General features: G+C 33.9%; 13 protein-coding genes, 2 tRNA genes and 1 pseudogene. 14 read left to right on the top strand and 2 right to left on the bottom strand.

The annotated features are described in order from the left end of the window. The first annotated feature begins 39 nt into the window (after positions 1–39). The 11 genes and pseudogenes from pth (at position 40) to BN349_RS22130 (ending at position 11,060) form a co-directional block, all read left to right on the top strand. Positions 40–603 carry an aminoacyl-tRNA hydrolase gene (gene pth, locus BN349_RS22180; RefSeq protein ID WP_019244507.1) on the top strand — a complete coding sequence of 188 codons (564 nt, stop codon included), beginning with the start codon at positions 40–42 and terminating at the stop codon, positions 601–603. A 90-nt stretch (positions 604–693) separates the two neighbouring features. Continuing rightward, complete coding sequence (locus BN349_RS22175; RefSeq protein WP_019244506.1) at positions 694–924, top strand: anti-sigma-F factor Fin family protein; 231 nt, start codon at positions 694–696, stop codon at positions 922–924. A gap of 219 nt (positions 925–1,143) precedes the next feature. Then, a pseudogene (mfd, locus tag BN349_RS24595) lies at positions 1,144–4,679 on the top strand (transcription-repair coupling factor). A gap of 186 nt (positions 4,680–4,865) precedes the next feature. Next, the gene (gene spoVT, locus BN349_RS22165; protein ID WP_019244505.1) at positions 4,866–5,402 is read left to right on the top strand and encodes a stage V sporulation protein T; all 537 of its coding nucleotides are present in this window, start codon (positions 4,866–4,868) and stop codon (positions 5,400–5,402) included. A gap of 195 nt (positions 5,403–5,597) precedes the next feature. Next, a complete protein-coding gene (locus BN349_RS22160; RefSeq protein ID WP_019244504.1) occupies positions 5,598–7,256 on the top strand; it encodes a putative polysaccharide biosynthesis protein in 1,659 nt (552 codons plus the stop codon). 102 nt (positions 7,257–7,358) lie between these two features. Beyond that, the gene (mazG, locus tag BN349_RS22155; RefSeq protein WP_019244503.1) at positions 7,359–8,831 is read left to right on the top strand and encodes a nucleoside triphosphate pyrophosphohydrolase; all 1,473 of its coding nucleotides are present in this window, start codon (positions 7,359–7,361) and stop codon (positions 8,829–8,831) included. Positions 8,832–8,848: 17 nt separating this feature from the next. Beyond that, complete coding sequence (locus tag BN349_RS22150; RefSeq protein ID WP_019244502.1) at positions 8,849–9,118, top strand: RNA-binding S4 domain-containing protein; 270 nt, start codon at positions 8,849–8,851, stop codon at positions 9,116–9,118. Positions 9,119–9,192: 74 nt separating this feature from the next. Beyond that, the gene (gene yabP / locus BN349_RS22145; RefSeq protein WP_019244501.1) at positions 9,193–9,504 is read left to right on the top strand and encodes a sporulation protein YabP; all 312 of its coding nucleotides are present in this window, start codon (positions 9,193–9,195) and stop codon (positions 9,502–9,504) included. Beyond that, positions 9,501–10,130: a spore cortex biosynthesis protein YabQ gene (gene yabQ, locus BN349_RS22140; RefSeq protein ID WP_019244500.1), complete on the top strand. Its 630-nt coding sequence runs from the start codon at positions 9,501–9,503 to the stop codon at positions 10,128–10,130. Before yabP ends, yabQ begins: the two co-directional genes overlap by 4 nt. Before the next feature lie 13 nt (positions 10,131–10,143). Beyond that, on the top strand, positions 10,144–10,530 hold the full coding sequence (locus BN349_RS22135; RefSeq protein WP_019244499.1) for an FtsB family cell division protein: 387 nt from the start codon (positions 10,144–10,146) through the stop codon (positions 10,528–10,530). Between the two features lie 80 nt (positions 10,531–10,610). Then, positions 10,611–11,060, top strand: a complete 450-nt coding sequence (locus tag BN349_RS22130) for a S1 domain-containing RNA-binding protein (RefSeq protein WP_019244498.1) — start codon at positions 10,611–10,613, stop codon at positions 11,058–11,060. Between the two features lie 279 nt (positions 11,061–11,339). Here BN349_RS22130 and BN349_RS22125 read toward each other — a convergent pair. After that, positions 11,340–11,411, bottom strand: a tRNA-Glu gene (locus BN349_RS22125). Between the two features lie 11 nt (positions 11,412–11,422). Further along, positions 11,423–11,499 (bottom strand) — tRNA-Met (locus BN349_RS22120). Between the two features lie 664 nt (positions 11,500–12,163). Between BN349_RS22120 and spoIIE the strand changes: the two genes are divergently transcribed. The 3 genes from spoIIE (at position 12,164) to BN349_RS22105 (ending at position 16,415) form a co-directional block, all read left to right on the top strand. Further along, positions 12,164–14,632: a stage II sporulation protein E gene (spoIIE, locus tag BN349_RS22115; RefSeq protein WP_019244497.1), complete on the top strand. Its 2,469-nt coding sequence runs from the start codon at positions 12,164–12,166 to the stop codon at positions 14,630–14,632. A 117-nt stretch (positions 14,633–14,749) separates the two neighbouring features. Then, positions 14,750–15,484: a vWA domain-containing protein gene (locus tag BN349_RS22110; protein WP_019244496.1), complete on the top strand. Its 735-nt coding sequence runs from the start codon at positions 14,750–14,752 to the stop codon at positions 15,482–15,484. Beyond that, positions 15,453–16,415: a protein kinase domain-containing protein gene (locus BN349_RS22105; protein WP_019244495.1), complete on the top strand. Its 963-nt coding sequence runs from the start codon at positions 15,453–15,455 to the stop codon at positions 16,413–16,415. Before BN349_RS22110 ends, BN349_RS22105 begins: the two co-directional genes overlap by 32 nt. The last annotated feature ends 88 nt before the right edge of the window (positions 16,416–16,503 follow it).

Genomic DNA, 16,503 nt, shown 5'->3' with positions numbered 1-16,503 from the left:
TATAATAAAATGATAGTCAATGTTGGAGTGAAGCTAATAATGAAATTAATTGTCGGTTTGGGTAATCCAGGTAAAGAATATGAAAAAACAAGACATAATATTGGTTTTGAAGTGGTAGATGCATTATCTGCAGAATGGAATATTCCTTTAAATCAAGCGAAACACAAAGGGCTATATGGTGTAGGTCACGTTAATGGAAAGAAAGTAGTTTTACTAAAGCCTTTAACATATATGAATTTATCTGGTGAAAGTATTTCGGCTATCATAAATTTTTATAAAATAAATATAGAAGATCTTGTGGTGTTGTATGATGATTTAGATTTAGCAGTAGGAAAAATTCGTTTGCGTCAAAAAGGTAGTGCAGGCGGACATAATGGAATTAAGTCGACAATTGCTCATATGGGAACACAGGAATTTAATCGTATTCGTATTGGGATAGGACGCCCTCAGGTTTCTATGCCGATTACAAACTATGTGTTAGGTAAGTTTCAAGATGAAGAATGGGTAGAAATGAAAGACGTTATGAATAAATGTGTTAAGGCATGTGAAGATTTTTTAGATAAACCGTTTTTACAAGTCATGAATTCCTATAATCAAAAGTAATTAGAATAATAAAAAATCCTATGCTAAATGAATAAAAAACCTTTGTTCAGGTTTATACTAGCTGTAAATGAACATAAGGGGTTAAAGAGTATGAGCGTACATTATACATGTAGACATTGTAATGCATGTTTAGCGATTATTCCCAAACAAGAATTATATATAGAAAAGCTAGGACTTCAAGCCTTAACGGTAGAAGAATACCAGGATTTTATTTTATATGATTCAATAGGAAATATTCATGTGAAAATTATTTGCGAAGATTGTGAAGAAGCACTCGCTTCTAACCCACATCTTCATGGTATGGATTATATTATTCAATAAATAAGAGCTTTGGACATTATCCAAAGCATTTTTCCATTTGTATAATTGCCATTATAAAGATAATTGGCAGCCTACTGAAGATAGATAACTACTCATAAGTAGAAGATGATCGTAAACCTCCGCTGATGGAAGTGTCACTTTAAATAATGTTAGGAAGAAAGTAAATGAAAAGTATAAAAAGAATACTAAATATAGATTTGTTACAAGGGAGGATAGGATATGAATGCACTAAACCAAGTTTTTCTGCAAAATGAGGACGTACAATCTATCTTAAATGGCGTAGACGAGGGTCTTCGAGAGCAATTGGTGGCAGGACTATCAGGTTCTTCAAGAGCTATGTTAATTGCGTCTGTCTATAAGAAAACAAAACGATCAATATTAGTTGTTACATATAATTTGTTACAGGCGCAAAAATTATATGAAGATCTAACAAGCTTTATATCTGAAGAAGATGTCTTACTATATCCAGCAAATGAATTAATAGCTGCCGAACTAAGTATTGCGAGTCCTGAATTACGAGCACAGCGTATTGAAGTCTTGAATTATTGGTCTAAAGGTAAAACAGGTATTGTAATTGCTCCAATGGGAGGTTTTCGAAAACTATTACCTCCAAAGCCATTGTGGAATAAGTATCAGCTTACATTCAAAGTTGAAGATGAAATTAATTTAGAACAAACTATTCAAAATTTCATTTTAATGGGCTATACAAGAACTGAAATGGTGTCATCGCCAGGTGAATTTAGTTTGCGTGGAGGAATTATTGATATTTATCCTTTAACGGAAAGTAAACCAATACGTATTGAATTATTTGATTCAGAGGTAGATTCAATAAGAACATTCGTAATTGAAGATCAAAAATCTTTGGAGAAAGTTAACTCTGTTACTATTGGTCCGGCAGCAGAGATATTATTAGAGTCATCTCATATTGGTCGAATGTCTTCTTTGCTAGAAGAAGGTTTGCGTGAAAGTTTAAATAAAGTAAAAAACGAAAAAACACAAAACGCATTAACACAAAACATTGGTATGGAGATAGAGAAGCTTCGAACAGGTGTTAAATTAGATGAGGTTTTTAAATATATCAGTTTGGCTTATGAAAAGCCAGCTAGTTTACTAGATTATTTACCTGAAGGTGGATTGGTATTTCTGGATGAAATCAGTCGCATTCAGGAAATTGCTTCATCTCTCGAAAAGGAAGAACTTGAATGGTTTACCAACTTGTTAAGTGAAGGTGAAATTATTCATGATGTTCAACTAGCTTATAGTTTTCAAGATTTGATGACATCATCCCATAAAAAGATGGTTTATTTATCATTGTTTTTGAGACATGTTCCACATACGAATCCACAAAATATTATTAATGTAACATGTAAGCAGATGCAAAATTTTCATGGGCAAATGAATGTATTTAAATCTGAAGTAGAGCGGTGGAAAAAAAGTAAATTTTCAGTTGTCATTTTAGGTCCTGATGAAGAACGAATGTCAAAATTACGACGAGTTTTAGAGGACTATGATGTTGAAGCTGTCGAACTGAAAGGCGATAGCAATATTTTAGACGGTAAAGTACAGATTGCTAGAGGAAATTTACATGCTGGCTTCGAATTGCCAATGCAAAAATTAGCCGTTATTACTGAGCAAGAGCTATTTAATAAAAAAACAAAAAGACTACAAGAAGACAAAAAATATCGAATGCGGAACGTATTAAAAGCTATTCGGAACTAAAAGTTGGCGATTATGTAGTACACGTTAATCATGGTATTGGTAAATATTTAGGAATTGAGACATTAGATATTAACGGTGTTCACAAAGATTATCTAAATATTAGATACCAGGGTTCTGATCAGCTATATGTTCCAGTTGAACAAATTGAATTGATTCAAAAATATGTTGCTTCAGAAGGGAAAGAACCGAAGCTTTATAAATTAGGCGGTAGCGATTGGAAGCGAGTAAAAAATAAAGTTCAATCCTCTGTTCAAAATATCGCGGATGATTTAATTAAATTGTATGCAGAACGTGAAGCATCTAAAGGTTACGCATTTTCTCCTGATGGTGATATGCAACGTGAGTTTGAAGATTCATTTGCGTATAAAGAAACGGAAGATCAATTGCGTTCTATCGTTGAAATTAAAAAAGACATGGAACGTGAAAGACCAATGGATCGATTGCTTTGTGGAGATGTAGGGTATGGTAAAACAGAAGTTGCGATTCGTGCAGCATTTAAAGCAATAGCAGATGGAAAGCAAGTTGCTTTTCTAGTACCTACTACTATTTTAGCTCAGCAACATTGTGATACGTTGCGTGAGAGATTTCAAGATTTTCCGATTACTATAGGTCTTTTAAATCGATTTAAAACAAGAAAGCAACAAACAGAAACATTAAAAGGTTTAAAAGCAGGAACTGTTGATATAGTGGTAGGAACGCATCGATTGTTATCAAAAGATGTGCAATATCATGATTTAGGATTATTAATCATCGATGAAGAACAACGTTTTGGCGTTACTCATAAAGAAAAAATTAAACAGTTAAAAGCGCATATTGACGTATTAACATTAACAGCTACACCGATTCCACGAACATTGCATATGTCTATGCTAGGAGTAAGGGACTTGTCTGTCATTGAGACACCTCCAGAAAATCGATTCCCGGTACAAACGTATGTTATGGAGTATAATGGAATACTTGTTCGTGAGGCAATTGAAAGAGAACTTGCTAGAGATGGACAGGTTTATTTCCTATATAACAGAGTAGAAGATATTGCAAGAAAGGCGGAAGAGATTTCTTTGCTTGTACCTGATGCCCGAGTAGCTCATGCTCATGGCAGAATGTCGGAGCAGGAGTTAGAAACGGTTATGATTGGTTTCCTTGAAGGGGAATATGATGTATTAGTTAGTACAACCATCATTGAAACGGGAGTAGATATTCCAAACGTTAATACATTAATTGTACATGATGCTGATAAAATGGGACTTTCCCAGCTTTATCAATTACGTGGGCGTGTTGGCCGTTCAAATCGAGTAGCTTATGCGTATTTTACGTATCGTAAAGATAAAGTATTAACGGAAGTAGCTGAGAAGAGATTGCAAGCAATTAAAGAATTTACAGAATTAGGTTCTGGTTTCAAAATTGCTATGCGCGATTTATCGATAAGAGGGGCAGGTAATCTTCTTGGAGCAGAGCAGCATGGATTTATTGATTCAGTTGGTTTTGATTTATATTCTCAAATGTTAAAAGAAGCCATTGATCAAAGAATGACTGATAAACCAATTGAAGTGGAACAGCATGTTGAAATAGATATGCAAATTGACGCTTATATTCCAGATAGCTATATTTCAGATGGAAATCAAAAAATTGAAATGTATAAAAGGTTTAGAGCACTAACTTCAGTAGAAGAAATAACGGATCTAAAAGAAGAGATTATAGACCGTTTTGGTGATTATCCAAAAGAGGTAGAATACTTGTTTAATGTCGCTTTCATTAAGGTGTACTCTCTAGCAGCTCATGCTGAATCCATCAAACATCAAAAGAATGAAGTTATTGTGCTCATTACAGAAAGTGCAAGTAAAAATATTGATGGCTCAAAAGTGTTTCAATTAACGAGCCAAATTGAAAGAAGAACAGGGTTAGGTATGGAAGGAAGTAAACTGAAAATTGCATTGCCAATTAAAAATATGGAAACGAGTCAATGGTTGAGCAATGTTGAAGCTTTGGTTAAAGGGCTTGAGCATGTAAAAAAAGATAAAGTCAACCAAAATTCATAAATTTTGGTTGCACTGAGAACAAATTCATGTTGAAATATACGTAGGGGAAAAATATAGTAAGAAAATATTTGAAGGGTGAATAGAACTTACGGGATTAAAAAATACTAAGTTCAATACGGTTATTTATGCTAGTGTAGCATAGGGTATTGTAATGAAATTCAATATTGGAAAGAGAGGCAACATTAGATGAAAGCAACTGGAATTGTACGTCGTATAGATGATCTTGGACGAGTAGTCATCCCTAAAGAAATCCGTAGAACACTTCGTATACGTGAAGGAGATCCATTAGAAATTTTTGTTGATCGCGACGGAGAAGTTATCTTAAAAAAATATTCTCCTATTAGTGAGTTAAGTGATTTTGCTAAGGAATATGCTGAGGCATTATTCGATAGCTTAGGTAATCCAGTTCTAATTTGTGATAGAGATACATATATCACTGTTGCAGGTGGATCTAAAAAAGACTATTTAAATCGTAGTATCAGTGATTTATTAGAAAGCACAATGGAAGATCGCAATCCGATTTTAGAAACGCAAAAAGCGCAAATTTCTTTAGTGGACGGTTTTACTGAAGAAATTCAATCTTATACAATTGCTCCAATCGTAGCGAACGGAGATCCAATTGGTGCAGTAGTTATCTTCTCTAAAGAAGGTACTTTGGGAGAAGTAGAGCGTAAAGCCGTTGAAACAGCTGCAGGATTCCTTGCTCGTCAAATGGAATCTTAATAATTTAAACATACAAGAGATGGGTAGCAGATGCTGCCCTTTTTTTGTTATAGAAAATTTTGAATTGGGAAAGTGATAGGAGTCCTTCTTTTTTCGAGAATAGAAGTTAGAGAAAGATGGCATTGTCTGTTTCTTTAAAGTGAAAAAACATGTATTTGTATTAAAATATGAGAATAAAGGGATATGATATAATACTTGCGAAAAGAATCTATTGGAATGGAAAGGAGTGGACGCAAAATTATTCAAAATAACGACCTTTCCAAAAAGTTTTTTCAAGGGGCATTTATTTTAACTCTATCTACTGTTTTTATAAAATTATTAAGTGCTTTGTACCGAATTCCTTATCAAAATGTAGTAGGAGATGTAGGGTTTTATATATATCAACAAGTGTATCCTTTTTATTCTTTTGCCCTAGTCTTATCTACGTATGGATTTCCGGTAATTATTTCGAAGTTAATTGCTGAAAGTAAAGAAGTAAAAAGAGAATATACTCGTTCGGAAATTGTAGCAAGTTCATGGCTTTCAATTAGTGTAATTAGTCTTTTCATGTTTTCATGCCTGTTTTTTGGGGCATATTTTATAGCAGACCTCATGAATGATCATATGTTAGTGAAATCAATTCAATTTATTGCCTTTTCTTTTTTATTCATGCCTGTTTTGTCTGTGTTAAAGGGATTGTTTCAAAGTGACGGAGAAATGATTCCAACAGCTGTCTCGCAGGTGACTGAGCAATCAGTACGAGTTGGTTGTATTTTAATTGCTTCTTTTCTTTTTTATAGCTACGGTCTTTCATTGTATGAAGTAGCTGAAGGAGCATTTATCGGATCTGTTTTAGGAAGTTTGGTTAGTAGTATCGTATTAATTTCATATTATGTAAAAAAGAGAAAGAATAAAAAGGTTATTGCATTTGATAGCTTAAGAATAAAAAAAGTTATTATTCCACTATCTAAGAAAATTATTATACAAGGTATTATTTTTAGTATTTCATCGTTAATATTAGTGTTTATTCAGTTTATGGATGCCTTAATACTATACCCGTTATTGACTGACTCTGGAATGGAAATGACTGAGGCGAAGGAATGGAAAGGTGTTTATGACCGAGGTCAACCTTTATTACACTTAGGAACTGCTGCTACGATTTCCTTGTCGTTGACGATTGTACCACTTATTTCAAAGTATAAGCAGCAACAAAACCTAGAAAGTATTAGATATTATACGGAACTTTCTTTTCGATTAAGTTTAATGTTAGGTATGGCTGCTGCCGTAGGTCTCTTTTTTATTATTGAACCAATGAACATTACATTGTTTGAGAATTCAAAAGGAAGTCAAGAATTAGCCATACTCGTATTATCGATTTTTTTCTGCTCGTTACTTATGACGGGGATTTTTATTCTTCAAAGTTTAGAGCGTCCTTTTATATCGATTGTTATTATTGCTATTGGATTACTAGTGAAGTTTCTCTTAATGATGTTGTTGATACCGAAACTGTATATTATGGGTGCAGCCATATCTACAACTGCAGCATTTTTCGTAATGGCTCTTCTTTTATGGATTATGATGAAAATAATATATAAAAAGTCTATTTTTCAGTCAAAAACAATTATATTAACAATTGTATCATCCATTGGAATGACATTAGTGTTACTTGTAATTGATCAAGTATTTACGATTATGCACGGTTACATAGATCACATTCGTATCCTGTCTGTTATTCAAGTATTGATATCTGTAAGTGTTGGAGCCTTTATTTATATGATGATTATTATTAGAAATGGGATGTTTACAAGAGAGGAATTATCTTTGCTGCCTTTAGGAAGTAAACTGTCAAAATTTTTACCACCTAATCGGCGCTAGATTTTATTTCGATTGCTAGGAATATGATTTTCAAAAAGCTTTGTTAAACAAGCGACAATAAAGCTAACAGAGCTTATCAAAAAACAAATAGGAGTTTTTTATATGAGTAATAAAATTGTTGTGATGGGGTTAGGTGCTGGTAATCTGGACCAGCTTCCGTTTGGTATATATAAAAAATTGAAGTCGGCTGGGATGTGCTATACGAGAACAATAGATCATCCAGTAATTCAAGAATTACAGCAAGAAGGTATGGAATTTATAAGTTTTGATAATGTTTATGAGAAACACGATGCTTTTGCTGAAGTATATGAAGAGATTGTTGATACGTTAATAAAGTTAGCCAATGAAAAAGATGTACTTTATACGGTTCCAGGTCATCCAATGGTAGCGGAAAAAACTGTTCAACTATTAATAGAAAAGCAACTTAGTCACTCATATGACCTATCTATTGAAGGGGGACAGAGCTTTTTAGATGCCCTTTTTCAAGCTGTAAAAATAGATCCAATTGAAGGATTTCAGCTTCTCGATGGTACAGATTTAAAAAAAGATCAAGTGCAAATGAATCAGCATTTGATTATTGGACAAGTATATGATGTTTTTACAGCTTCAGATGTAAAACTAACGCTTATGGAAAAATATCCAGATGAATTTCAAATCGCTCTTGTGACGGCAGCGGGTAGTTCGGAAGAGGTCGTTAAATGGTTACCGCTTTATGAATTAGATCGTGAAGCTGGTTTAAGTAATTTAACTTCTGTCTATGTACCACCTGTCAAAGATGAAGAGATGCTAAACAAAGAGTTCTTTCAATTGCGTAAAATTATCGCTCAATTGAGAGGACCAGATGGTTGCCCTTGGGATCAAAAACAAACACATGAAAGTTTAAAAAAATATGTGTTGGAAGAAGCATATGAATTGATTGATGCCATTAATGAAGATGATATAGATGGGATGATTGGCGAATTAGGTGATCTTCTATTACAAGTATTACTTCATGCTCAAATCGGTGAAGATGAAGGAATGTTTACTATTGAAGATGTTATTGAAGAATTGTCTGACAAGATGATTCGACGCCATCCACATGTATTTGGCGACGTAACGGTTTCAAGCGCAGATGATGTAAAGGTGAAATGGGATGAAATCAAAAAGTCTGAAAAGGGTAAGGAAGCTTCTGAGAAAACCTCATTATTAGATGGTGTTGAAAAATCGTTACCACAATTATTGATTGCTTATGAATATCAAAAAAGAGCAGCAAAAGTAGGGTTTGATTGGACTGAAGTGGAATCGGCCTGGGAAAAGGTACTTGAAGAGATTCAGGAATTTAAAGAAGAAGTAAAAATGGGTTCAAATATCAAAAAAATACGAGCTGAGTACGGTGATATTCTATTTGCTATCGTAAATATTGCGCGTTTTTATGATATGTATCCAGAAGAAGCACTTTATGCCACCAATGAAAAGTTCTCACGTCGTTTTAAATATATTGAATCTTGTTTACAAGAAAAGCATAAATCGTTTGAAGAATGTTCGTTAGAGCAATTAGATCATTTCTGGAATGAAGCAAAGAAAAAAGGATTGTAAAAAGGGAGAGAGTCGGAATGAGATTAGATAAGTTTTTAAAAGTTTCTCGATTGATTAAGAGAAGAACGTTAGCAAAAGAAGTTGCGGATAAAGGTAGAATTTATATAAATGGTAGTCAAGCAAAGGCTAGTTCTACTGTAAAGGTAGGAGATAAGCTGTTTATTCAATTTGGACAAAAGCTTGTTACTGTAAGAATTGAAAAGCTTCAAGAAACAGTTAAAAAAGAAGATGCAGCGGCAATGTATACTATTGTAAAAGAAGAGAAAATCCAACAAGACGAGTTTTAAAATAATGGACTAGTTCTAAAACTCGTCCTCCTTTCATACATTTTTACAAAAAAGTGTGTACAGGAGGTTCCAGTATGAGCAGCCAATATTTTGAACAGAATGATCAGAAGCAAAGAGGAAGTAATCCAGAACATGATATTGTCATGAAAGGGCGTAAGCTTCTTGAAATAACAGGTGTAAGACAAGTTGAAAGTTTTGATAACGAGGAATTTTTATTAGAGACAAACATGGGGTTTTTAGCGATTAAAGGCGAAAATTTACAAATGAAAAATCTTGATGTCGATAGTGGAATCGTTACGATTAAAGGAAAAATCTACGATCTTGTATATGTAGATGAACCTTCAGGAGACAAAGCCAAAGGTTTCTTTGGTAAGTTGTTCAAATGACGCTTACAACTCAATTCTACACTTTAATTGCAATGATTGGGATGGGGAGCTACTTCGGTGCTTCTTTAGATACTTACCAGTTATTTCTGAAGAGACCCAAAAGAAGCAGATGGTTGGTTTTTATTCATGATTTGTTATTTTGGACTTTTCAAGCTTTGTTTATATTCTATATTCTATTTCGTGTGAATCAAGGTGAATTACGTTTTTATTCTTTTTTGGCTCTTTTATGTGGTTTTGCGGCTTATCAAGCTTTATTTAAAAAGAGTTATATGTTCATCTTGAAGGTGATTATTTCCTTTGTACTCCATACTATAAGGTTTATAAAAAAACTTGGAAATGTTATTCTTATAAAGCCGATTATAGGTATATTTACATTTCTATTTTTTTTAGTGAAAATAGTATTAAAGGGTCTTTTGGCTCTTGTTCGTTTTTGTGTAAGGGTCATAATCATTGTTATAAAGGTTACTTTTGCACCAATTGTGTGGATTATAAGGCAAATTTATAAATTATTTCCGGAAGTTTTCACAAATAAATTAGAGAAGTTATATAATCAAATTAAAGGATTTTTCATAAAAATAAAGAATTATATAACGAACGTAATAGAAAAATGGAAGAAAAAGGATTAAAGGAGTGAGCGAAATGGGTAGCTTGAAGGAAAGAAAAGTGGCTAAAATCCAATCAACCTATGTAGAGCAGCGTGAAAAAAGCCAAATGCAGAAAGCCAAAAGAAAACGCGGTTTAATTCGCCGTCTTACAGTTCTTGGAATTTGTGTGTTAGTTCTTTCAGTTGTAACCATTTCGACTTTACTTTCGCAATCAGCTGCAATTGAAAAGAAATCCGAAGAAAAAAGCAAGGTTGAAAAGAAATTAGCCTCTCTTCAAAAAGATCAAAAAATGTTAGAAGAAGAAATCGTAAAATTAAATGATGATGAATACATAGCGAAAATTGCTAGAAGAGATTATTTTTTATCTAATAAAGGGGAGGTTATTTTTAATCTTCCAAAAAAGAAAGATAAAGAGGACTAATGTTGACACAGATTTTTTATTTTCGTTATAATATAAACTATGTATGATTTTTTTAAAATTTAAGGAGGAACATTTTTTTTATGTCAATCGAAGTAGGCAGCAAGTTACAAGGGAAAGTAACAGGCATTACTAAATTTGGGGCGTTCGTTGAATTGTCTGAGGGGACTACAGGACTTGTTCACATTAGTGAAGTTGCAGATAACTACGTCAAGGACATTAACGAGCACTTAAAAGTTGGTGACCAAGTTGAAGTAAAAGTAATAAACGTAGAGAAAGATGGAAAAATTGGTCTTTCTATAAAAAAAGCGAAAGATCGTCCTGAGCAAACTCATCAACCGCGCCCACAACGTCATGGTCGAGGGGATAATCGTTCTCGAGATAATTTTCGTTCAAGAGACAATGCTCGTGCACCAAAAGAAACTTTCGAGCAAAAAATGGCTAAGTTTTTAAAAGATAGCGAAGATCGTTTATCTACACTTAAGCGAAGCACGGAAACGAAAAGAGGAGGACGAGGCGGTCGACGTGGCTAATACTTGCTGCTGTTAAAAATCGATAGCGGTTTTTCCTTTAGATAAATAGAAACGTTTGATATCGATAGACAAGTGCTAGTTGAAGCCTTGTCTATTTTTATTATGTGGAATTTAAAAATATCGGACGATCCGAACAGAGCATGTTATTGCGATTAAAAAGCCTTCCAAAAAAGAACAAAAACATTGGGCGGCTTTTTTTATATATGCAAGGTATTTTGATATATAACTATTTTTGTATATAAAAAAAACACCAGAAATATTATCTGGTGTTTTTTGAGATGACCCGTACGGGATTCGAACCCGTGTTACCGCCGTGAAAGGGCGGTGTCTTAACCGCTTGACCAACGGGCCATTAAGTAATATGGTAGCGGCGGAGGGAGTTGAACCCACGACCTTTCGGGTATGAACCGAATGCTCTAGCCAGCTGAGCTACACCGCCATTTTACTAATATAACTTCGAAGCACAATTTATATCTTACATAGCAGGTAATTGTTTGTCAATGGAAAAACAAAAAGTTGCATTTTTCTTATTTTTAATCTCTGGTTATTTCTTCTGTGAGATGAATGAGAAATGCTTTTTTTATGAGAGGTTCATTAGCCTTTTCAAAACATCTATTCCTCCTGAACTGTTTTATGGTATTTTCTCTCCTTAATTATTTCCGTAACAAGGGTGAATAATGGCTCTTTTTAATGGCTGTTTTCAATTCCCAATAAAAAGGGTGATTGGAGCGTAAGAGGAGAGACTCCTGTGGGAGCAGTTGGATAGGTGAGCCCTCACAAACACTGAACCGAGGGTGCTTATCGCTCGCCTCATGGAAAGTTACTCGGCTCATATACTCATTATTTGACAAAGCATGAGAAAACCAACTTTTAAATAAATATTCCAGCTTTTTTCTTGTATAAAAAGATAAATTTCTCTATTTCTTTTAAAGATAAGTTTCGATTGGTGGAACTTAAACTCCTCATTATGTTTGTAATTGCCTTAATGTCTAGAAATCCGTCGAACAATTCTTGGATTTCATTTCTAGATTACGACAAAAAAACTACATTCTAGTATTTATAATAAAAAATACTAGAAACCAAGTTGGATAGGAGAGGAATCAATGGAAAAGATAGGAAGAAATATAATAGAGCCAGTCTCGGACGTACACTTGAATTATGATCATGAAAAGACCAAAAGTTGGATGAATAACATCAGAAAAAAAGTAGAGAACTTACTCATTTATCGAGGTTTTATTCTTACAATAATTGGTTTTTTATTGGGGAGAGCACTAATATTATCTCAACTCGCTCCATTCGCTCTTCCATTCTTTGCGGCTGTATATGTATTGAGAAGAAATAGAGCTCCGTATGCATTAATTGGATTATTAGCAGGAGCAGCTACTATTCATTTTATGAATGCCGTAACAATCTTTGCAGCTGCAATCTTCTTCATGATTTTGTATAAGGCGAGAGAGCCATCTTTACCTGCTCAATTTAAGGTAGCATCTTTATATGTTTTTTTATCTCTTGGAATTATTAATTTAATGATGCATTATCTTTTCGAAAGCAAATTGCTTCTATATGATGGCTTAATGATTGGAATTGAATCAGGTTTAGCATTTATTCTTACATTGATTTTTGTACAATGCATTCCATTGATTTCTTTTAAAAATAGAACGCGATCATTAAAGACAGAGGAAGTAGTTAGTATCATTATATTATTAGCCTCTGTTATGAGCGGTACAATCGGGTGGACCATGTATGATTTGTCTCTCGAACATATTGTCTCTCGTTATTTAGTTCTTGTTTTTTGCCTAGCGGCAGGAGCAGCTATTGGTTCAACCGTTGGGGTCGTAACTGGATTAATATTTAGTCTTGCAAGTGTAGCAAGTCTATTTCAAATGAGTTTATTAGCCTTTGCTGGATTATTGGGTGGCTTATTAAAGGATGGAAAAAAAGTTGGAGTCTCTGTTGGGTTATTGCTCGCAACTGTATTGATTGGTTTGTATGGTGAAGAGAATACAAATCTAACCATTACGGTGTACGAATCATTATTCGCTATTTTCCTTTTTCTGTTAACTCCTACTTATTTAATAGAAAAAGTAGCTAAGCATATACCTGGAACAGTTGAATATTCGAATGAACAGCAAAAATATATGAGGAAGATGAGAGATGTTACAGCTCAAAGGGTTACTCAATTTTCCAATGTATTTGAAGCGTTGTCTAACAGTTTTTTACAAATGGATGAATGGAATAAAGAGGAGGAGGAAGTAAGAGAATTTGATTACTTTCTGAGTTATGTCACGGAAAAAACATGCCAAACATGTCCTAGGAAGGAGAGGTGCTGGGCGGAAAATTTTCAAATGACCTATGAAAAAATGAGTAATATTGCGGTTGAGTTGAATAATAACGGGCAGTTATCGAACAAAACAGAAAGAGATTGGGATAAATACTGTCTAAAGGAAAAACAGGTTACTGCTGCTATTTCTAATGAATTATCGTTTTATCATGCAAATCAAAAATTGAAAAGGCAGGTGAAAGATAGTAGAAGACTAGTTGCGGATCAGCTAAGAGGAGTATCTGAAGTTATGGATGATTTTGCCAAAGAAATTCAAAGAGAAAGAGAAAATCATCATCTTCAGGAAGAACAAATTCTTGAAACTCTTGGAGATTTTGGAGTTCAGCTAGATCACGTTGAAATTTATAGTCTAGAGCAAGGTAATATTGATATAGATATGACACTACCTTTTTATAAAGGAAGAGGAGAGTGTGAGAAACTGATAGCACCTATGCTATCGGATATTTTAGGTGAAAATATTGTTGTAGCTAGCGAGGATTATGATAGTCAAGTTGGGTATTGCTTTGCTAATTTTCGATCGATTCAAAAGTTTATCGTAAGTACTGGAAGCGCTCATGCTGCTAAAGGTGGAGGGCTTATTTCAGGAGATAGTTATACGATGATGGAAATTGGAGCTGGTAAATTTGCAATGGCTATTAGTGATGGCATGGGCAATGGGGAACGAGCCCATTTAGAAAGCATGGAAACACTTCAATTATTAAAGAAAATTCTTTTATCTGGTATTGAAGAAAAAATTGCTATAAAATCCGTCAATTCTATATTATCACTACGAACGACAGATGAAATTTTTTCAACTTTAGATTTAGCCATGATTGATTTACAAGATGCAAAAGCAAAGTTTTTAAAAATATGTTCCACACCGAGCTTTATAAAAAGAGGAGATCGGGTGTTAAAAATAGAGTCCAGTAATTTGCCGATTGGGTTTATGGAAGAGGTGGATTTAGATGTAGTAACTGAACAATTAAAGGCTGAAGATATTTTAATTATGATGAGTGATGGTATTTTTGAAGGGCCTAAAAATATTGAGAATATGGAATTGTGGATTAAACGAAAAATTCGAGAGTTTCAAACGGATGATCCACAAGAAATAGCAGATTTAATGTTAGAAGAAGTCATTAGAACGAGAGGAGACATTGGTGATGATATGACAGTGGTAGTAGCTAAGATTAAGCATAATACTCCTAGATGGTCATCTATTCCGATATCTGCTATGCAAAGAAAAGCACAATAGGATAAGAATAGAGCGTATCCAAAGTCATTCTCATTTGTATGAATTCAATGATAAATTGTATAAATCCCTTCAAAATCGGCGAAGATGGTAACAAATTAGCTGAGGAGGGAGATTGACATGCAATCTAGTACATTAAGGCAAATATTATTAATTACTGATGGATGTTCAAATAAAGGTACGGATCCTGCAGCGATGGCTGCATTAGCTAGAGAACAAGGAATTACTGTAAATGTAATTGGTGTAATGGAAAATGACACAATAGATGAGTCAGGAATGAGAGAAATAGAAGCAATTGCTGCAGCTGGCGGTGGTGTCAGCCAGATTGTATACTCACAAGCTCTATCACAAACTGTTCAAATGGTAACAAGAAAAGCAATGACAACTACGATTCAAGGAGTTGTTAATAAAGAACTTAAACAAATACTTGGAAGAAATTCGAGTATTGAAGAGCTACCTCCTGATAAGAGAGGAGAGATTGTCGAAGTTGTTGATGAGTTAAGTGAAATATCAGAGTTAGAAGTTTTAGTTTTAGTAGATACGAGCGCGAGTATGAAACACAAATTGCCAACGGTAAAAGAGTCGTTAATAGATTTATCCATTAGCTTGAATGCTCGAATAGGAAATAATCGTTTTTCAGTATTTATATTTCCCGGGAAAAAAAATGATGTCGAAAAATTGTTGGATTGGACTCCGAAATTAGATTCATTGTCTAAAATATTTTCAAAATTAACACCCGGTGGTATCACTCCTACTGGCCCTGCACTTAGTGAGGCACTTAGATATTTTGAAAAAAAACGATCATTAAGGAGCATGCTGGGAAATGATGAACAGTACTATGAAGACTCCATTTAATATTACTCCTGGTACAACAATTATAGGAAAGTGGTATAAGCATTCTTATAAAATTGTGCGTAAGTTAGGGGCAGGAGCAAATGGAACGGTTTATCTTGCTGAGTTTAATCAAAAATTCGTAGCATTAAAAATAAGTGATAATCATGCAAACATCGCTTCGGAGATGAACGTCTTGAAATCCTTATCCAAGGTCCAAGGGTCTTCCCTCGGGCCTTCTTTATTCCATGGTGATGATTGGATAAAAGGTGAAAACTGTATTCCGTTTTATGTTATGGAATATATTGAAGGGAAAGAATTACTAGATTTTGTTAGAGCGAAAGGCGAGGGCTGGATTGAAATATTGATGCTACAACTGTTATCAGATTTGGGAGAATTGCATAATAAAGGTTGGATTTTTGGTGATTTAAAGCCTGAAAATCTTATTGTAACTTCCCCTGCACAAAAAATTCGGTGTGTCGATATGGGAGGAACTACGGTAATAGGGCGTTCTGTAAAAGAATTTACAGAGTTTTTTGACCGAGGATATTGGGGGCAGGGCTCTAGAAAAGCTGAACCTACATATGATTTATTTGCTGTTGCGATGATATTTATTAATGTCTATTATCCAAATCGTTTTTCTAAACAAAAAAATAGTCCAAATCAATTGCTAGAAGTTATTCAAACAACTATTGGTTTAGTACCATATCAAAACATTTTAGAAAAAGCGATCAGAGGAAAATATGCAACTGCTAAAGAAATGAGAATGAGCCTGTTAAATCAGATACAAAGTAATGGAACAAATACTTTTAAGAATGTAAAAGCGAAACCTACCTCCTCGAGAAACGTATATAAGAAAAAAAGAAAAAAAGGAGGCTTAAAGGAAACCGTTTTTATTCTTATTTTGGTATGCTGTTTATATGGTCTATATTTATATGCTCAAATTATTGGGTAAAACTACTTTGAAATTCCCTTTTCTTTTGGAATATTCCAATTGCTAGAATATAATTATAGATAGTATAGATACATTTATATGTAAATAA

The sequence above is a fragment of the Bacillus sp. AP8 genome (assembly GCF_000321185.1).
GTDB lineage: Bacteria > Bacillota > Bacilli > Bacillales > DSM-1321 > Bacillus_AD > Bacillus_AD massilioanorexius.
This window is presented reverse-complemented; position numbering and strand designations above follow the sequence as displayed.